Source organism: Nocardia puris (genome assembly GCF_003315035.1).
Taxonomy (GTDB): domain Bacteria; phylum Actinomycetota; class Actinomycetes; order Mycobacteriales; family Mycobacteriaceae; genus Nocardia; species Nocardia puris.
This window is the reverse complement of record NZ_QNRE01000013.1, coordinates 107,758-128,601: the sequence shown is the minus strand read 5'-3', so window position 1 is coordinate 128,601 and position 20,844 is coordinate 107,758. Positions and strand designations below refer to the sequence as shown.

Below are 20,844 nucleotides of genomic sequence, written 5' to 3'. Positions count from 1 at the left end.
GTTGCGATGGGGGATATGCGTGACCATCGGTACCGATGTGGGCCACGCCTCGGGGCACGCACACTGAAACGGCGCGATTGCCCGACCTGTGGTCTGATATGGGCCAACGGCCGAACTCGATATGTGAAGGATGCAGTGCTCGGATGGATGGGGTTCGTCGCGCCGTTCGAGGTCGTGGGCGCCGCAGATCGGCCGCGCCGCAGTTCGGTCAGCTGCTGACAGCCGCGGTCGATTCGGCCGCCGACCGGGTTGCGATCAGCTATGACCCGTCCGGGGATCCGGCCGACCGGCGTACCCTCACCTACCGGGAGCTCGACGCGGCCTCCTCGCGACTGGCGCGCGCTCTGATCGAGCGCGGCGTCGGCCCCGGCGACGTGGTGGCCGCCGGATTGACCCGTTCCGCCGAATCGGTGCTGGTGGTGTGGGCCGTGGCCAAGACCGGCGCCGCCTATGTCCCCGTCGATCCGACGCTGCCGCCGGATCGCATCGCCTACCTCGTCGAGGACTCGGGCGCGGTGCTCGGGCTCACCGCCGTCGAACACCGTGAGCGTCTCGGCGCCGGTCTCGAATGGCTGGCCCTGGACGATCCGACGTTCGCCGCCGCGGTCGCCGCCCAGCCCGCGCATCCGGTGTCCTACGTCGACCGTGTGCGTGCCCTGCACGAGCGGCACCCCGCCTACGTCATCTACACCTCCGGTTCGACCGGGCGGCCCAAGGGCGTCGTCGTCACCCACACCGGCCTGGCCGCGCTCGTCACGGCCCAGCGTGAGCGGTACGCGGTGGACGAGAGCGCGCGTGTGCTGCATGTGTGCTCGCCGAACTTCGACGTGTCCGTGCTGGAGATGTTGCTGGCGTTCGGGTCGGGCGCCACGCTGGTCGTCTCGCCGCCGACCGTCTTCGGCGGTCCGGAGCTGGCCGAGCTGATCCGCCGCGAGCGCCTCACGCACGTGCTGATCACGCCCGCCGCGCTGGAGTCGGTGGAGCCGGCGGGGCTGGACGACCTGCGCGTCGTGGTGGTCGCGGGTGACGCGTTCGGCCCCGGCCTCGTGGACCGGTGGGCGCGCGACGGACGCGCCTTCTTCAACGGCTACGGCCCCACCGAGGCCACCATCCTGGCCACCGGCACCTCCGAACTGCGGCCGGGCGAGCCGATCACCATCGGCTCCGCGCTGCCCGGGGTCGGCGCGGTGGTGCTGGACTCGCGGCTGCGCCCGGTCCCCGCCGATGTGACCGGTGAGCTGTACTTGTTCGGTCCCGCGCTCGCCCAGGGCTACCTCGGGCGCGCCGGACTCACCGCCGAGCGGTTCGTGGCGAGCCCGTTCGCCGGCGACGAGGGCGCGCGCATGTACCGGACCGGCGATCTGGTGCGCCGTCGCGCCGACGACGGCGCGCTCGAGTATCTGGGACGGTCCGACTTCCAGGTGAAGATCCGCGGCTTCCGCGTGGAACTCGGCGAGATCGATGCCGCTCTCACGGCGCACCCCGCCGTCGACTACGCCGCGACGCTGGGCAAGGTCGCGCCCTCGGGGGCGACGGTGCTGGTGTCGTACGTGCTGACCAGCACGGACGTGGACGCCGACGAGCTCACCGCCTTCGTGGGCGCCACGCTGCCCGGACACATGGTGCCGTCGATGATCGTGCCGATCGACGCTATTCCCTTGACCGCCAACGGAAAACTGGACCGGAGGGCGCTGCCGGAGCCGGTGTTCGAGGTGGCGGCCTCGCGCGCACCGTCGGGGCCGGTAGAGACGCGGATCGCGGAGTTGTTCGCCGAGGTGCTGGGCGTGCGGCGGGTCGGCGCGGAGGATTCGTTCTTCGCCGCGGGTGGCGACAGCATCCTGTCCATTCAGCTGGTGTCGCGGGCCAGGGCGGCCGGTCTCGCGTTCACCCCGCAGGACGTGTTCGAGCAGCGGACGGTCGCCGGCCTCGCGCGCGTCGCGGTGGTCGGCGCCGGGCAGGCGACGGTGCTCGCGGAACTGCCGGGCGGCGGCGTGGGCGTCATGCCCGCGACTCCGGCGGTGCTCGCGCACGTGTCGGGCGGTCGTGCGTTCCCGCGCTTCACCCAGCACATGGTGCTCGCGCTGCCGCCGGATGCGGCGCGGGCGGACGTGGTGGCGGTGCTCGACGCGGTGCTGAACCATCACGACATGCTGCGCGCCCGGCTGCGGTCCACGGGGGAGCGGTGGGAACTGGAGGCGCTGCCTGCGGTGTCGGCGGAATCCCTGCTCGAGCGTGTCGACGTGGCGCCCGGTGCGGAGGCGGCCCAGATTGCCGAGGCCGCCATGGATTCCGCGGTCGACCGGCTCGATCCGGCCACCGGGCGCATGGTGGCATTCACGTGGTTGTCCCGGCCGGACGGACCCGACGCTTTGCTGGTCGCTGCGCATCACTATGTGATCGACGGTGTTTCGTGGCGGGTGCTGATCTCGGACCTCGTGCTGGCGTGGGCGCAGCACTCGGCGGGGCAACCGATCGCGTTGCCCGCCGTCGGCACGTCCTTCCGCCGCTGGGCGCACGGCCTGGCCGAGGCGGCGAGCGACCGCACGGACGAATTGCCTTACTGGCGTGATGTTCTCGCGGTCGCCGACCCGATACTCGGTGTACGCGAACCGGATCCGTCGGTGGACACCGCGGCCACGGTGCGTACCGTCACGGTGACGTTGCCGCCCGAGGCCACGCACGCCGTGCTGACCGAACTGCCGAACCGCTACCGGGCCGGTGCGAACGACGGACTGCTCGCCGCGCTCGCCCTCGCGGTGCGCACGTGGCGCGCTGCACGTGGTGTCGACGCACCCGCTACCCGCGTGCGGTTGGAAGGGCACGGGCGTGAGGAAAGCGCCGTCCCCGGAGCCGATCTCACGCGCACGGTCGGCTGGTTCACCAGCATGTACCCCGTGGCGCTCGACCTGTCCGGTCTCGACGCACGGGCCGCGTGGCACGGTGGCGCGGCCACGGCGGCGCTGCTGAAGTCGGTCAAGGAACAGCTGAATGCCGTGCCGGACAAGGGCATCGGTTTCGGCATCCTGCGCCACTTGGGTGCCGCTGCGCTGGAGGGATCGCTCGGCCAGATCGGCTTCAACTACCTGGGCCGCGTCTCCTCCGGCGAGGTGCCCGAGGCGCTGTCGGACGGCAGCTGGTTGCCGACCGCCGAATGGGGCGATCCCGCACCCGCTCCGGACGCGGACATGCCCGCCGCGGCGGTGGTGGATATCAATGCGATCGTAGGTGATTCGGCCGACGGCCCGCGCCTGACCGCCTCGTTCTCCTACGCCTCGGCCCTGCTCGACGAGGCCGCCGTGCGCGAGCTGGCGGAGTCGTGGATCGCCGCGTTGACGGTGCTGGCGGAGCACGCGCACGATCCCGCCGCGGGTGGTCTGACGCCGTCGGACGTTCCACTGGTCCAGGTCACCCAGGCCGAAATCGACATCTGGGAGCGGGAGCGCCCCGGCCTGTCCGACGTGCTGCCGCTCGCGCCGTTGCAGGGCGGATTGCTGTTCCTGACCCAGGTTTCGGACGATCGCGACCCGTACCTGCTGCAACTGGCAGTGGAACTGTCGGGTGTGGTGGATCTGGACCGGTTGCGCCGTTCGGCGCAGGCGGTGCTGGATCGGCACGCCGCGCTGCGGTCGGCGTTCGGCGCGACGGCCGAGGGCGTGCCGGTCCAGATCGTCGCCGAGGGGCTGCCGGTGCCGTGGCGGGTGACCGAGGCGGCCGACACCGAACCCACGGAACTGCTTGCGGCGGAGGCCGTTACGGGATTCGACCCCGCCGTCGCACCGCTGTTGCGGTTCACGGTGTACCGCGCCGAGTCCGGCCGGATGCACCTGGTGCTCACCGCGCACCACCTGCTGCTGGACGGCTGGTCCATGCCGTTGCTGATGAAGGAACTCCTGATCGCCTATGCGGCGGACGGGGATTCGACGCTGCTCGCCCCGGTGCGGCCGTACCGGGACTACCTCGCGTGGCTGGCCAGCTACGACCGTGACGGTGCCAGGGAGGCGTGGCGCACCGCGCTCGAGGGTCTGCATCCGTTCCGGTTGACCGAGGTAGTGCCGCGACCTTCCGTGCCGTGGGAGGGGCACGGGGAATGCGCGGCGGATCTGTCGGCGGAGGAGACGGCCGCGCTGGTCGCGTTCGCCTCGGCGCACGAAATCACGGTCAACACCGTCGTGCAGGCGGCGTGGGGCCTGGTGCTGGCGTCCGGCGCCGGTCGGGACGATGTGGTGTTCGGCGCCGTGGTGTCGGGCAGGCCGCCGCAGGTGGACGGCGTGGACGACATGGTGGGCCTGTTCGCCAACACCCTGCCGGTGCGAGTCCGCTTCGACGCCGCGTCGCCCGTCGGCGAGCTGCTGAAAGCGCTGCAAGCGGAACAGGTTTCGCTGCTGGATCGGCACCAGATCGGGTTGGCGGAGATCCAGCGGATCGCGGGGGCGGGGGAGCTGTTCGACTCCCTGGTGGCCTACGAGTCCTATCCGGTGGACGCCGAGGGACTGCGCCAGGCGTACGGGTCCATCGACGGTCTGGAGATCGCGGATCTGCACGGCGTGAACGTCACGCACTATCCGGTGGCGGTGCAGGTCGAGCTCGGCGGCGAGCTGCGGGTCAGGCTCCAGCATCGCCGCGACCTCGTCACCGAGGAAGCCGCGCGAGCGCTGGCCGACCGACTGCGGGCGGTGCTGGGCGAGGTGGTCGCCGCGCCCGAGCGCACGCCCGCCGAAGTGGACGCCGCGCTGGACCGGCGCGGGGATGTGCTGAGCCGGACCCGATACTGGCGCTCGGTGCTCGACGGCCTGCCCGTCGAGCTGAATCTTCCGGTAGATCACCAGATTTCGCCGATGTCGGCGTCCACGGGCTCCTTCGACTTCCCCGTCGATCACGCACTCGAACAACTGGCGCGCTCCCACGACACCACCGTCTTCACCGTCGCGTACGCGGCATTCGCCGCGCTGCTGGCGCGACTATCCGGGGCCGGGGACATCGCGATCGCCGCGCTCGCCCCCGGCCCGGAGACGTCGGACGCCGAGGACAGCCTGATCCTGCGCACCGATGTGCGCGGTGATGTTTCGATGGCCGATTTGCTCGCGCGTGCGGACGAGGTTGTCCGGCAAGCCTTCGCGAACGCCGACCTGCCGCTCGCCGAGGTGCTGCGGCTGCTCGGCCACGAGCCGCACGGCCCCCGTCACCCTCTGGCGCGGGTCATGGTGTCGTCCGGGGAGCGAATCCCGTTGGCGGCGAGCGCGTTCGACCTGTCCCTGCACGTCCGCGAGACCGAATCCGGTGTCGCCGCGCGGCTCACCTACGACCGCGACCTGTTCGAGGCGAGCACCGTGGCGGTGTTCGCCCAGCGCTTCCTGCGTCTGCTCGGCGCGGCCGTCGCGGCCCCTCGGACGCCTCTCGGCGACCTGCCCCTGCTGGCCGATATCGAGTTCGCCGAACTCACCTCGGTCGCCCCGGACGACGTGATGGCCACGGGCCTGCTGCCGGATCTCCTGGTCCGAGGTGTCGCCTTCGGCCGCGACCGCGTCGCCGTGAGATACCTCGACCGGTCGGTCACCTACGGCGAACTCGACTCGGTCACTTCGCGAGTGGCGCGCCTGCTGATCGATCGCGGTATCGGTCCGGAGCGGCTGGTCGCCGTGGCGTTGCCCCGCTCCTACGACATGGTGGCTTCGGTAGTGGCTGTCGCCAAGGCCGGCGGCGCGCATATTCCGCTCGACCCCGGCTACCCTGCGGATCGCCTGCGGCACATGGTGATCGACTCGGGTGCGGCGCTGGGCATCACCGTCGCCGAGTACGCCGACCGCCTGCCGCGCGATATCGACTGGCTGGTGCTGGACGATCCGGCCACCGACCAGGCCTGCGCCGCCTACTCGGACGCTCCCGTCACCGACGCGGATCGCCGTGCGCCGCTGCGTATGTCGAACCCGGCCTACGTCATTTACACCTCCGGATCGACCGGTGTGCCCAAGGGCGTGACGGTCACCCACGCCGGCCTGGGCGGTCTGCTGGACGAGGCGGTACGCCGCTACGGGATCACTGCCGAGCACCGGATGCTGCACATCTGCGCGCCGAGTTTCGATCCCTCGGTGCTGGAGTGGTTGTGCGCGTTGGCCTCCGGCGCGACGTTGGTGGTGGTGCCGCCGCAGGTGGCGGGTGGCGGGGAACTCGGCGAGCTGCTGCGCGCGGAGGCCGTCACGCACGCGATCATCACCCCGGCCGTGCTCGGCACCGTCGACCCCGCCGGGCTCGACGCGCTCGAAGTGCTGTCGGTGGGTGGCGATGTCACCACGCCGGACCTGCTCGCGGCCTGGCAGCCCGGCCGCCGCTACCTCAACGGTTACGGGCCCACCGAGACCACGATCATCTCCTCCTACGCCGAACTCGTTGCCGGACAGCCGATCACGGTGGGTGAACCGGTGCGCGGCATGTCGGCGCTGGTGCTCGACGCGCGGCTGAAGCCGGTGCCGCCGGGTGTCGCGGGCGAGTTGTATCTGGCGGGCGGTGGGCTGGCGCGCGGCTACCGGCACCGCTCCGGCCTGACCGCGCAGCGGTTCGTCGCCGACCCCTGGGGCGCGCCGGGTGCGCGGATGTACCGCACCGGCGATATCGTCCGCTGGCGCTCGGCGGCGCCGGGCCGGCGCGCGCTCGAGTACGTCGGTCGCGGCGACGAGCAGGTGAAGGTGCGGGGATTCCGCGTCGAACTCGGGGAGATCGATGCCGTGCTCACCGCGCACGCCGATGTCGCCACCGCCGTAACCGTGGCCCGCGCGACGACTTCCGGTGCGACGGCGCTGGTGTCGTACGTGGTCGCCACACCGGGCCGGACCGTGGAGACCGCCGCGCTCACCGAGCACGCCGCCGCCGTGCTACCCGCGCACATGGTGCCTGCGGCGGTCGTTGTGCTGGCCGCGCTGCCGCTGACCACCAACGGCAAGGTTGATCGAAAAGCGTTGCCGGAGCCGGTCTTCGAGACGACCTCGTCGCGTGCGCCGCTGAACCCGGTCGAGGCTCGGCTGGTCGAACTGTTCGCCAAGGTGCTCGGCCTGCCCGAGGTGGGGGTGGACGATTCGTTCTTCGCGATCGGCGGCGACAGCATCCTGTCCATCCAGCTGGTGTCGCGCGCCAAAGCGGCGGGTCTGATCTTCACCGCGCGTGATGTGTTCGAGCAGCGCACCGTCGCCGCGCTCGCCCGGGTCGCGGGCGCGACCGGTACGGCGGCCACGGTGCTGGCGGAACTGCCCGGCGGCGGCGTCGGTGACGTCCCGCTCACGCCGATCCTCGCCGAATCCCTCGCCACCGGCGTGCACAACCGTTTCGCCCAGACGATGGTTCTGGCCCTGCCCGAGGGCATCGACCGGGCGGGCCTGGTCGCCACGCTCGGTGCGGTGGTCGATCGCCACGACGCCCTGCGTGCGCGGGTGTCGAATGAGGACGGGCGGTGGCGGTTCGAGGTTCAGCCTGTCGGTGCGGTCGATGTGGACGCACTGGTTTCGGAGCTCGAGGTCCCGTCCGCTCCACCGCGCGCTGCTCGTGGCGACTCGACGACACCGGCACCGATCGGGGTCGGGGACGTGGATGCTGTGCAGGAGCCGGGTGCGTGGGCCCGAGAAGTGTCCTCCGATATCGGCGGCGCGGCAATGGATTCCGCGCTGTCCACCCTCGACCCCGCAGCCGGTCGCATGATCGCCTGCGCCTGGGTGCGCAGACCCGGCGGCCGCGACGTGCTCGCGATTGCGGCGCACCACTACGCGATCGACGGCGTGTCCTGGCGGATCGTGATCCCCGATCTCGTGACGGCGTGGGCACAACACGCTGCGGGGCAGCGGATTTCGCTCCCCGAGGTCGGCACGTCCCTGCGGCGCTGGGCGCACGCCCTGGTCGACGCGGCACCGGCGCGTGCCGACGAAATCGACTACTGGCAAAGGATATTGGCGACACCTGATCCGCTGTTCGGCTCTCGCGCGCTCGACGGCGCCGTGGACACCGAGGCGACGGTCCGGTCGTTCACCGTCCGCGTTCCCGCCGGGGTGAGCGAGGCGCTGCTGAGGGCGCTGCCCGCTCGCTATCGCGGCGGTGTGCACGACGGCCTGCTGGCGGCGCTCGCCCTGGCGGTGCGGAAGTGGCGGGCGCGGCGCGGCCTCGACACCCCGGTCACGCGGCTTCGCCTGGAAGGTCACGGGCGGGAAGAAACGGTCGTTCCCGGCGCCGATCTCACGCGCACCGTCGGCTGGTTCACCAGCGTGTACCCCGTCTCGCTCGATCTGTCTCCCTTCCCTGTGGACGCCGACGACGCCGCGCTCGCCGCGATTCTGCGATCGGTCAAGGAACAGTTGATCGCCGTGCCGGACAAGGGCATCGGCTTCGGCATGCTGCGCGCTCTGCACCCCGCCGCGGCCGACGCGCTCGCGGGCGACATCGGTCAGATCGGCTTCAACTACCTGGGCCGCACCTCCACCGGCGAGGTCGGCGACGGAAGTTGGCTGCCGACAGCCGAATTGGGCGAGTTCGAGATCGAGTACGCCCGCACGATGCCGCTGTCCACGGTCGTCGACATCAACGCCCTCGCGGCCGACACCGACGCGGGCACCGTGCTGGACGCGAGTTTCCGGTACGCGGGCGACCTGCTGGCCGAGGCCGACGTCCGCGAGCTGGCCGACGAGTGGACCGCAGCCCTCGCCGCGCTCGCCGCCCACTTGGACCACCCGGAGGCGGGCGGTCTCACCCCGTCGGACGTGCCGTTGGTGCGGACCGGTCAGACCGAGCTGGACGGCTGGCGGCGGGTGTACGGCGAGCTGGCCGATGTGCTCCCGCTCTCGCCGCTCCAGGGCTCGCTGCGGGTTCTCATGGAACTGCTGGACGGTTCCGTCGACGCCTACGTCATCCAGCTCGCGGCGCGCCTGCGCGGCGACCTCGATGTCGACCGATTGCGCCGGGCCGCGCAGACCATCCTCGACCGGCACGCCAATCTGCGCGCCGCGTTCGTGACCGCCGCCGACGGCAGCCAGGTGCAGGTGATCGCGGACCGCGTGGCGGTGCCGTGGCGCGTGGTCGGCGAGGTCGAGGAGGCCGAGCTGCCCGGTCTGCTCGTCGCCGAACAGCGGCGCGGCTTCGACCCAGCTGTGGCCCCCCTGCTGCGGTTCACGCTGTACACCACCGGTCCCGGCTGCGCGCACCTGGTGCTGACCGGTCATCACATCCTGCTCGACGGCTGGTCCATGCCGCTGCTCATGAAGGAGCTGCTGGTCCTGTACGCCACCGGCGGCGACACCGTGCCGCTGCCCGCCGTGCGGCCCTACCGCGACTACCTGCGCTGGCTCGCCCGCCAGGACCGGGAGGCGGCGCGGGCGGCCTGGTTGACGGTGCTCAGCGACGTGAGCCCGACCTTGCTCGGTCCGGAACTCACCTGGCCCGCGCCCACCGGCGACGGTTTCGGCCTCTGCGAATTCGCGCTGAGCGACACCGAGACTTCGGCGCTGACCACCTACGCTTCCGCCGCCGAGGTCACCCCGAATACCGTCGTGCAGGCGGCTTGGGGCCTGGTCCTGGCGGGGGCGACCGGGCGCGACGACGTGGTGTTCGGCGCCACCATCTCCGGCAGGCCCGCCCAGCTCGACGGCGTCGGCGACATGATCGGCCTGTTCGTGGACGCCATCCCGGTGCGCGTGCGGTTCGCACCGGACAAGACCGCCCGCGACCTGGTGGACGAGCTGCAAGTCGAGCAGGCGTCACTGCTCGACCACCACCACCTGGGCCTGGACGCCATCCAGCGCGTGACCGGCCTGGGCGAATTGTTCGACACCATGCTGGTTTTCGAGTCCTACCCGGTGGACGAGGAAGGGCTGCGGCACGCGAGCGGCGCGCTCGACGGCCTGCGCATCGACGACCTGCGCGGTTCGGACCACACGCACTACCCGATCACCGTGCTCGTGTTCCTGAACGAGACGCTGGTGGTGCAGGTGAAGTACCGCCGCGACCTGGTGTCCGAGGAGGCCGCGCGCGCCGTGGCCGCCCGCCTGCGGCGCGTGCTCGGCGACCTCGTCGCGGACGCCGACCGGGCCGCGGCGGAGATCGCGCTGCTGCAAACCACCGACGCGGGCGATCCGCTCACGCGGTCGCGCTACTGGCGCACGGCGTTGGCAGGGTTACCGGAACGCCTCGACCTGTCGGGAATCTCGGGCCGAGTCGATGGCCACGTCGTATACCCGGAGCCGGTCGAGCATCAGCACATTCGACAGAACACGCCTCGCGGTCGCCTGGAATTCACCGTCCCGGAAACGATCCGCGATGGAGTCCACTCGCTGGCCGACCGCGCGGGCGTCACCCGATTCGCGGTCGCGCGCACCGCGCTCGCGGTGCTGCTGGCACGGCTGACCGGCTCCGACGATCTGGCGATCGGCACGCCCGTGCCGGGCGGGGTGCACGCCGAACTGGTGTTGCGCAGCAAGGTGGATCGCGCGGCGGGCTTCCTCGATCATCTCGGCGAGGCGCACCGCACGGAATTCGACGCCGTCGCGCACGCGGACATCCCGTTCGAGGATCTGGTCGACCTGGCGGGGGCGACACGGGCACCAGGCGGGCATCCGTTGTTCCAGGTGTCGCTCTCGTACCGGATACCGCCCGACGCGGCCGCCGATCTGGCGATGGCGCTGCCGGAAGCGGGGCACGGCGAGATGTCCTTCTCGCGTGACATTTTCGACGACGCGGGTGCCGATCTTCTCGTGCGCCGCTTCCTGCGCCTGCTCGGCGCGGTGGTGGAGAACCCGGAGACTCCCGTCGGAGACCTGCCGGTCCTCGTCGGCGACGAGCACGAACAGCTGACCCGGCAGAACGGCGGCACACCTCCGCCCGCCGCGACGCTGCCGGAATTGCTCTGCCACGGTGTGGAATTCGGACGCGACCGCACAGCGGTGCGCGCCGCCGGTCGCGAATACGCCTACGGTGAGCTCGACGCCCGGTCCTCGCGACTGGCCCGCGTCCTGATCGCGCGCGGCGCCGGTCCCGAAACCGTGGTCGCACTGGCCCTGCGCCGCTCGTACGAGATGATCGTCGCGATATGGGCGGTCGCCAAAACCGGCGCGGCGTACCTGCCGATCGACCCGTCCCACCCCGCCGAACGGGTGCGCTACCTGGTCGAGGACTCCGGCGCGGCGCTCGGGCTCACTGTCGCCGAGCACGCGCCCGGCCTGTCCGGCGCGGTCACCTGGCTGACGCTCGACGATCCCGCCCTGACCGACGTGTGCGCTACCCGTTCGGACGAGCCGATCACCGACGCGGATCGCCTCGCACCACTGCGTATCTCGCACGCCGCCTACGTGATCTACACATCCGGCTCGACGGGACTCCCCAAGGGCGTGACCGTCACTCATGCCGGATTGTCCTCCCTCGTCGCACATTCCACCGGCCTACTCGGGCTGCGCAAGCACCACCGCATGCTGCACGTGTGCTCGCCGGGCTTCGATCAGTCCGTCGAAGAGCTGGTCACCGCGTTCCACGCCGGGGCCACCGTGGTCGTCGCGGACCCCGATATCGTCGGCGGTGCGGAACTGCACGACCTCCTCCGCACGGAGCGGGTGACCCACACGATCATCACGCCGACGCTGCTCGGCACCCTCGACCCCGCGCACCTCGACCACCTGGAAGTCGTCTCCGCCGGCGGCGAGGCCACCACCCCCGAACTCCTCGAGAAGTGGGCGCCCGGCCGCCGATTCGTCAACGGATACGGCCCCACCGAGACCACGGTCGGCGCGACCTACACGACTCTGACCGTGGGGCAACGGATCACGATCGGCCGCCCGGTGCCCGGCCTGCGCGCGACCGTGCTCGACAGCCGCCTGCACCCCGTGCCGGTCGGCGTCACCGGCGAGCTGTACCTCTCCGGTCCCGCGCTGGCCCGCGGCTACCACGCGCGCTCGGTTCTCAGCGCGGAGCGCTTCGTCGCCGACGCCTGGGGGAGGCCTGGCGAGCGCATGTATCGCACGGGCGATCTGGTCCGGTGGCTCGAGACGCCCGCCGGACCGGAGTTGGAATACCTGGGCCGCACGGACTTCCAGGTCAAGATCCGCGGTTACCGCATCGAACTCGGCGAGATCGACGCCGTCCTCGTCGCGCATCCCGGTGTCGACATCGCCGTCACCATCGGGCGTGAGAATGCCAGCGGGGCAACGGCACTCGTCTCCTATGTGACCGGCTCCGATCTGAACGCCGACGTGCTCACCGAATGGGCGGCGCGCGCACTTCCGGCGCACATGGTTCCGTCCGCGATCGTCGTCCTCGACGCGCTCCCGCTGACTCCGGTGGGCAAACTCGACCGAAAGGCCCTGCCCGCACCGGAATTCGCGGCGCGCGCCTATCGGGAACCCTCGTCCACCGCCGAACACCTGGTGGCCGAGGTCTTCGCCGAGGTGCTGGGCGTCGAGCGCGTCGGCGCCGACGACAACTTCTTCGACCTCGGCGGCAATTCGCTGCTGGCCACCCGCGTCACCGCCCGGCTCGGCGCCGCGCTCGACACCCGCGTCCCGGTGCGCGTCCTGTTCACCGCGCCCACCGTGGCCGCCTGTGCCCGCGAACTCGCGGCCGCACCAGGAGCCGAGAACCGCCCGGCACTCGTCGCGGGCCCACGGCCGCAAGACATTCCGCTCTCGCCCGCGCAGCAGCGGATGTGGTTCCTCAACCGGTTCGACACCACCTCGACGGCCTACACCATCCCCGTCGCCCTCCGGCTCACCGGCGATCTGGACGTGGACGCGATGCGCGCCGCCTTCACCGATCTCGTGACCCGCCACGAGATCCTGCGCACCGTGTATCCGCAGCGTGCGGACGGGCCGGTGCAGGTCGTGCTGCCGATCGAGCACCGCGACGTGCCGACGCTCGAAGTAGCACAAGCTGAGAACGTGGAATCGGCGGTGGCCGAGGTTGTTTCGACCACCTTCGACGTCACGGACGCGGTCCCGTTGCGCGCCGTGCTGTTCGGTGTGACCGACGGCGAGTACGTGCTCGCGCTGGTGGTACACCACATCAGCGCCGACGGCTTCTCCGGCGGCCCGCTCGTCCGCGATCTGGCCACCGCCTATCTGGCGCGGACCCAAGGGCGCGCACCGGCGTGGTCTCCGCTGCCGGTGCAGTACGCCGACTACACCCTGTGGCAGCGCGTGGTCCTCGGCGACGAGAACGATCCCGATTCCGCCGCTGCCGCTCAGCTCGCGTACTGGCGGGACGCCCTCGCCGGGCTGCCCGATCAGCTGGAACTGCCCAGGGATCGCCCGCGTCCGGCGGTGCAGTCCTTCGCGGGCGGGCAGGTGCCGCTGCGCGTCGACGCCGCCACACACGCCGCGCTCTCGGATCTCGCCCGGGCGCACGGCGCTACGCTGTTCATGGTCGTGCACACCGCCCTCGCGGTGTTGCTCGCGGAACTGTCCGGCACCGACGACATCGCGGTCGGCACCCCCGTCGCGGGTCGCGGTGACGCCGTGCTGGACGACCTGATCGGTATGTTCGTCAACACCCTGGTCTTCCGCACTCACGTGGATCACGACGCCGATTTCACCGAACTCCTGTCCCGCCAACGCGATTCCGACCTGCGCGCCTTCGCTCACGCCGACATCCCGTTCGAGCGCCTGGTGGAAGTGCTCAACCCGGCGCGTTCCACCGCGCGGCACCCGCTGTTCCAGGTGGGCCTGTCGTTCCAGAACCTCGCCCTCGCGCCGATGACGCTGCCCGGCCTGACCGTCTCCCCGTGGGAGACCGATCGACGACTCTCGCAGTTCGATCTGCACGTGATCGTGGCCGACGGCTACGACGAGCAGGGGCGCGCGATGGGCATCACGGGCCACATAACCTACGCGACAGCACTTTTCGACGAGTCGACCGTGCGAGAGTTCGCCGATCGATTCACCAGGCTGCTGGAGATCGTCGCGGGCCGACCGCGCGTGCGCGTGGGTGACATCGACCTCCTCACCCCGCGCGAGCGCGCCCTGATCCTCACCGATCGCAACCGCACCGCGCACCCGGTCCCCGCCGCCACCCTGGTCGCCCTGCTGGACGCGACGGTCGCCGCGACGCCCGACGCGATCGCGCTGGTGGCGGCCGACGGCACCGCGACCGCCTACGCCGATCTGGACGCGCGGGTGAATCGCCTGGCGCGCTACCTGATCGCCACGGGCGTCCGCGCCGAATCGCGAGTCGCGCTCGCGCTGCGGCGCTCCGCGGACCTGGTGATCGCCATGTACGCGGTGAGCAAAGCGGGCGGCGCGTACGTGCCGATCGACCCCGACCAGCCCGCGCTGCGCCACGACCACATCCTCGAGACGGCCGAGCCGATCTGCGTGCTCACCGACGCCGACGCCGCGTTCACCACCGCGCGGGTCCCCGTCGTGCGCCTCGACCGGCTGCATCTCGCGGCGGTGGACGCCGGCCCGGTCACCGACGCCGACCGGCTCGTGCCGCTGCGGCAGGCACACACGGCCTACGTGATCTTCACGTCCGGTTCGACCGGCCGCCCGAAGGGCGTCGCCGTTACGCACGAGGCGATTGTCAACCAGTTGCGCTGGAAGACAGCCGAATTCGGCATGACCGCTGACGACGCCGTGCTGTTGAAGACGGCGGCGACCTTCGACCTGTCGGTCTGGGAGTTCTGGTCGGCGGCGGTGTGCGGCGGACGGGTGGTGCTCGCCGCGCCGGACGGCCACCGGGACCCCGAGTATCTGAACGAGCTGATGGCGCGCGAGGACGTCACCACCCTGCACGCCGTGCCGTCCATGCTGGACGCCCTGACAGCGGGCGCGCTCCCGAAGTCGCTGCGACGCATCCTCGCGATCGGCGAGGCGCTGCCGCCGGTGCTCGCGGAGCGAGTCGCCCGCGTCGCGCCCGACGCCGCGCTGTACAACGTGTACGGTCCCACCGAGGCGGCCGTGTCGATCACCAGCCATCGCGTGCGGTGCCCCGGCAACCTTCCGATCGGGACGCCGGTGTGGAACAGCCAGGTCTACGTGCTGGATGCCCGCCTGCGCCCGGTGCTGCCCGGCGTTCCCGGCGAGTTGTACGTGGCCGGTGCGCAATTGGCGCGCGGCTACTTCGGCAGGCCCGACCTCACGGCCGAGCGGTTCGTCGCGAACCCGTTCGAATCCGGCGCGCGGATGTATCGCACCGGCGACATGGTGGTCTGGAATGCCGAGGGCGAGTTGGAGTATCGCGGTCGCGCCGACTTCCAGGTGAAGATCCGCGGGTTCCGCATCGAGCTCGGCGAGGTCGACGCCGTGCTGTTCGACCACCCGGACGTCGCGGTGGCCGTAACCGTCGGACGCGAGAATCAAGCGGGTGCAACGGTTCTGGTGTCCTACGTGGTGCCCGCTCCCGGTCGCGCGCTCGAGGGCGATGAGCTGCTCACCTGGGCGGCCCGCAGTCTGCCCTCCCATATGGTGCCCGCCGCGATCGTCGTGCTCGACGAACTCCCGTTGAACTCCGTCGGCAAGCTCGACCGTGCCGCGTTGCCCACGCCGCCTCTGGCCACCCGCGCCTACCGCGCTCCCGGCACCGCGCTGGAGATCGCGGTCTGCGCGGCCTTCGCGGACGTGCTGCGGGTGGATCGGATCGGCCTGGACGACAACTTCTTCGAGCTGGGCGGCACGTCACTGCTCGCGACCACGCTCGCCGCTCGGTTGAGTGATGTTGTCGCCGAACGGGTTCCGGTCTCCCGGATCTTCACCGCGCCCACTCCGGCGGCCATCGCGGCCGAATGCCGCTCGACAGCACCGGACTCGGCATTCGACATCCTGCTGCCCCTACGCCCGTCCGCCACCGGGGAACCGCTGTTCTGCGTCCACCCGATCGGCGGGATCGCCTGGTCGTTCGCGGGTCTCGCCGCCCACCTGGACCGCCCGATCTACGGACTCCAATCCCCGGCGCTGGGATCGGAAGCGCCCCTGCCGGATTCGATCGAGGACTGGGCGCGCGTCTACGTCGACCACCTCCGCACCGTGCAGCCGCACGGTCCGTACCACCTGCTGGGCTGGTCCCTCGGCGGCGTACTCGCCCACGCGATGGCGGTTCAGCTCCAGGACGAGGGCGAACAGGTCGCCCTACTGGCCATGCTCGACAGCCGCCTGCGTCACGTCGGCGACTACACCGCCACCGGGGTAACGCTCGCGGACCTCCTGGGTGGCCTGGCGGGAGTCGGCGTCCCCGGCTCCCCCGTCCGCGATGTGTCCCTCTGGGATCTCCGGCGCACTCACGGGGGCGCCTGCTCCGATCTGGAAGCCGCCGACGTGGGACCGTCGGATGACCCTGGCGCCGAAAGCATTCCGGCGACGGTCGCGCGAGTCGTCTCCCGGCGTCTGCCGGAACCGTTCGCGTCCATGGACCCCGCCCATCTCGAGCGCATCGTCACTGCCGCGCTCGCCTCGGCGAGCCTCGATGCCGAGTACCGCCCCCGTCCCTTCGACGGCGATCTCCAGTTCTTCACGGCGGCCGCCGACCCGCCGGCCGACCCGCCGGCCGATTCGTGGCGATCCTCGGTGACCGGTCGAATCCACGACCACCCACTCCCGGTCACCCACTGGCAGATGACTTCCCCGACAGCATTGGAGCGGATCGCCCGAGTGCTGGCGGGCATTCACGACCGCTGAACGACCGGTCCGCCCGCGCCGAGGCCGGATCGGCGTGGTGACCGCGACGCGCGCTGCGCGCCGACGCCCCGGCCGCGTCTCGCGTCAGTCGCCGGACATCGGCGGGAAGCGCGGCCGGAGCCCGCGTGAGAAGCGGCGGCCCGCCCTGGTGACGGTCGGCTGATATCCGAGAACTCCTGGTCACGTCACGGTCACCTTGCCGTCCGTCAGTCGGCTACGCAGATCGCGGTGTCGAAGACCCTTTGGGCGGTGGCGGTGATGGCGGGGTCCTCGGGGCGCAGATTGGCGATGACGGTGACCGCGCGGCCGGTCGGCGTGACGCCGTTGAAGGTACGGAAACCGGGCACGGAACCGCCGTGACCCCAGACTTCCAGCTCGCACGGGACCGGGAGACGGGACAAGCCCAGACCATACGCGTAGCCGGGACGGTTGGTCAGCGGGCGAGGGTCGGCGCGCATGTCGGCGAGTTGGTTCGGCGCCACCAGGCTTCCGGTCAGCAAGGCGGTGAAGAATCGGTTGGTCTCGGATCCGGTGGAGATCAGTGCGCCCGCGCTGCCGGCCCAAGACGGGTCGAAATGTGTCAGGTCGAGGGGTCTTCCACCGACCTGTTCGTAGCCTTGTGGATGCGGGCTGCGGATTCCAGTATCACCGGCGGCGGGGAAGTACGTTTCGCGCAACCCCAGCGGGTCGGTGATGCGGCGAGCGACCTCGTCGGCGATCGTATGGCCGGTCACGCGCTCCACCAGCAAGCCGACTACGAGGTAGTTGGTGTTGGTGTACTCCGCTCGGTCGCCCGGCCGGAAACGCGCGGGCATGGCCATGGCGCGGCGGACCAAGTCGGCGGTATCGAAGTATCTGGTCAGCAGGTCATCCGAATCACCCTGGAGCTCCGGCAATTCGAGATACTCCGGCAAACCGCTGGTGTGTTGCATGAGGTTTCGCACGGTGATGCGATCGCCTTCGATACCCTCGCCCTCGACGACGCCGGGCAGATAGCGCGCGATGGGTGCATCCAGCTCCACCGAGCCCTCCGCCACGAGTTGCAGCACGACAGCGGCGACGAACGCCTTGGTGTTGCTGCCGATTCGTACGTGCGCGTCCGCGGGAAACGGGGCCGCTGTGGCGAGGTCGCCGACTCCTGCGCTCGTGCTCCACTCCCGCCCCTGCTGTGTGACGACGATCTGAACCCCCGGGATTCCGGCTTCTACCGCGGCGTCCAGCACCTGCCGCACCGCCGCGCGCGCGGTGTCCGACAGCGGCCCGCGAGATGGCGATGCCGGACTCGCATCACAGGCCACCGCCCCGCCTGCCAAGCCGATGACCGCGATGAGCGGCATGATGCGACGAAACGCCATAGATGCCATGAACTCTTCTCCACTGTCGTCAACACGAGACTCCCCGGTCGCCCGGTCGAGCGGGGATATCGGACGCGGGCCCGCAGTCTCCATCGACCGAACGGTAATTCGCCGGACGGCCGCTGGGCATCGCCCGCGAGACGCACACCGGATCATTCGCCAGATGTAGCCCCGGTCAGGGAAAACCCGCGCTGAGCGGCCCGTCCGCCGTACCCGCACCCCTTCGGTCGCTCCCGGCGGCAGATCTGCCGACCACGGCCGATGTGACCGAACGGCACCGTGCCGGTCCCGGTGATCCGCGACATGGTCCGCTCCCACGAGCCATTCTGTTGCGGGTGATCAGGTGTGCAGGTCGCGACGGTGGTGGCCGATCAGCCCGAGGATCGTCAGCGCCGCGGCGACGGCGGTCAAGGACAGGGTGGCGATCCACTCCGGCGCATCGTCGGGCACGGCCGCCAAGTGCGCGAACGGGGTGACCGCCCGCGCCCAGGCGGGCGCGTCGATGCTGTGAGCGAGGACGTCGTAGAGGAAGCCGCCGACTACGGGCAGCGCGCCGACGGCGGCGGCGGCTCTCGGGTACCAGCCGTACGCGGCGGTCGCGGCACCGAGTCCGAGCCAGGCGACCGGGGCGGTGTTGAGTGCGCCGGCGAGCGCGTCACCCGACGTCAGCGAAGTCCCGGCCACTCCTGCCCCCACCCACATGCTCAGTGCCGCGGTCAGCAGAAGCGCGACGACGCCGATGGCGGTGACCAGGAGCTCGGCGCCGACGACGTGCGGACGGCCCACAGGCAGCGAGTAGACAGTCGTCCAGCGGCGCGCCTTCTCGTCGTCGGCCAGGACGGCCACGCGAGTGACCGCGTAGAGGCCTACGGCGACGGCGAGAAGACCGAACATCGCCGCGGCGAGCCCGGTGGCTGAGTCCAGCCCGGCGAATCCAGCGTCGGCGGCGAGTTCGGCGAAGCGCGGGTTCTCGCCCAGGAAGGTCACGATCGAGGCGATGAGCACGCCGACCAGGCCGAAGTACACTGCGACCCCGATCGCCCACGCGGTGGTGGGTGCGAGGGCGCGGCGCAGCGCGAATCCGGTGAGTGAGCCGAGTAGACGCGTCCTGGGCGGCCGGGTGCCGGACAGTGCGATCACGCCGCCGCCGAGATCGCGCCGCCGGGCGATGAACATGGCCGCGGCCGCGGCCGCGATACCCGCGACGATCAGCAGGACCACGGGTGCGTACCGATTCCCCGCGTAGGGTGCCGAGAGCGCGTGGAGCCCGAAGGGCGACAGCCACCCGGCCCACGCCGCGGCGGGAATCCCGTCGGCGAGCATCCGGACGAGCAAGCTCGTGCCCACGACGGCGGCGAGGGCGGTGACGGCCGCGGTGCGGGCGGCGAACAGCTGCGCGGCGAGCAGTCCGAGCGCGGCGAAAGTGAGGGCGGTGCCGAACATCCCGGCCGCATGGATAAGGGCGCCGGTGGCGTCGGTGCCGGCCGCGACGAGCGCCGTGGCGACGGCGATCGCGATCACCGACGCGGCGATGGTCAGGGTGATCAGACACGCGCGGACGAGATCGGTGAGGCGTACCCGGCCACCGGCCAGCAGTTCCCAGCGCCCGGCCGCTTCCTCACCGCGGCTGATCCTGGTGCCTACGAGCAGTGCCCAGACCGCGACCAGCACGAGTAGTGGCGTACCGGTGCGCCAGACGGTGAACCCGCCGGGGTCGTCCAGGGCCAGCGGTGCGCCGAACAGGGTGCGGATCGCCGGGTTGTCGGCCAGCGCCCGGATCGAGTTCTGATCCAGCGCTTCGGCGAAGGTGGTTCGATACTGGGCCGCGACGAGCGCCGACATTCCCGCGGCGACGACCGTGACCAGCGACGTGCTCACCCAAACTTGCCGCATGCACGCGCCGATCACCGCCCGAACCGGATCGCCGAGCCGTGCCGAGGCGGTCATGGGCGCGCCTGACCGTAGTAGCCGAGAAAGATCTCTTCCAGCCCCGGTTCACGCAGCGACAGGGCGGTGACCTCGGTGTCGGCGAGTGCGCGCAGCATAGGCGCCGGTGGTCCGTGGAGGGTGAACCGCAGCCGGTCCTCATCGAGCTGTTCCACGTCCTGTACGCCGTGCGAGTCCGCCAGTCGCGGCGCGCTGCCGCGGTAGGTGACCTCAACGACGGTGCGGCGCAGTTCACGCAGTTCGGGCAGCCCCGCGATCTCCACCAGCCGCCCGCTCCGCAGGATCGCGACGCGGTCGCACACCGCTTCGACCTCGGCGAGCTGATGGGAGCTGAGGAACACGGTCTGACCGCGGTCGCGGGCTTCGCTCAGGCAGTGCCGGAACTCCCGCTCCATCAGCGGGTCGAGGCCGCTGGTGGGCTCGTCCAGCACCAGCAGCGGCGCGCGGGTGGCGAACGCCGCCACGAGGGCGACCTTCTGCCGGTTCCCGGTGGAGTAGGCGTGGCCGGGCTTGTCCACGTCGAGGGCGAACCGATCGATCAGCTGGTCCCGATACCGGACGTCGACATCCGGGCCGACCCGGGCGAGCAGCTCCAGGGTTTCGGCGCCGGTGAGCCGCGGCCACAGCGCGACATCGGCGGGCACGTACGCGAGCAGCCGGTGCGCCATACGGACGTCTCCGGCGTCCACGCCGAACACACGGACCGCGCCTCGGTCCGGGCGGATGAGCCCCAGCACCACCCGGAGCGTGGTCGACTTACCCGCGCCGTTGGGGCCGAGGAAGCCGAACACCTCACCCGGTCGCACCCGGAAGGTGACGTCGTCCAGCGCGACAGTCCGGCCGAAGCGTTTGCTCACGTGCTCGACGCTGACGGCGTCGGCCGATGTGGTCTTGCTCGGATCGATGGCCACGGCGGTCCTTTC

General features: G+C 71.1%; 4 protein-coding genes. 1 reads left to right on the top strand and 3 read right to left on the bottom strand.

Translation table 11 applies throughout. The annotated features are described in order from the left end of the window. Window positions 1–143 precede the first annotated feature (143 nt). On the top strand, window positions 144–16,619 hold the full coding sequence (locus tag DFR74_RS37340) for an amino acid adenylation domain-containing protein (RefSeq protein WP_067508602.1): 16,476 nt from the start codon (window positions 144–146) through the stop codon (window positions 16,617–16,619). Window positions 16,620–16,825: 206 nt separating this feature from the next. On the opposite strand, the gene DFR74_RS26705 is transcribed toward DFR74_RS37340, so the two are convergent. From DFR74_RS26705 to DFR74_RS26695, 3 genes are all read right to left on the bottom strand, one after another. Continuing rightward, the gene (locus DFR74_RS26705; RefSeq protein ID WP_067508600.1) at window positions 16,826–17,983 is read right to left on the bottom strand and encodes a serine hydrolase domain-containing protein; all 1,158 of its coding nucleotides are present in this window, start codon (window positions 17,981–17,983) and stop codon (window positions 16,826–16,828) included. A 330-nt stretch (window positions 17,984–18,313) separates the two neighbouring features. After that, window positions 18,314–19,921 (bottom strand): polyketide antibiotic transporter, encoded by a 1,608-nt coding sequence (locus DFR74_RS26700; RefSeq protein WP_067508598.1) that lies wholly within the window; start codon window positions 19,919–19,921, stop codon window positions 18,314–18,316. Continuing rightward, a complete protein-coding gene (locus DFR74_RS26695) occupies window positions 19,918–20,832 on the bottom strand; it encodes an ABC transporter ATP-binding protein (RefSeq protein ID WP_232331732.1) in 915 nt (304 codons plus the stop codon). The genes DFR74_RS26700 and DFR74_RS26695 overlap by 4 nt, the downstream gene beginning before the upstream one ends. Window positions 20,833–20,844 lie beyond the last annotated feature (12 nt).

Excerpts from the sequence above, each read along its gene's own strand:
- DFR74_RS37340 (WP_067508602.1), top strand. The coding sequence starts at position 144 with ATGGATGGGGTTCGTCGCGCCGTTCGAGGTCGTGGGCGCCGCAGATCG.
- DFR74_RS26705 (WP_067508600.1), bottom strand. The coding sequence starts at position 17,983 with ATGGCATCTATGGCGTTTCGTCGCATCATGCCGCTCATCGCGGTCATC.
- DFR74_RS26700 (WP_067508598.1), bottom strand. The coding sequence starts at position 19,921 with ATGACCGCCTCGGCACGGCTCGGCGATCCGGTTCGGGCGGTGATCGGC.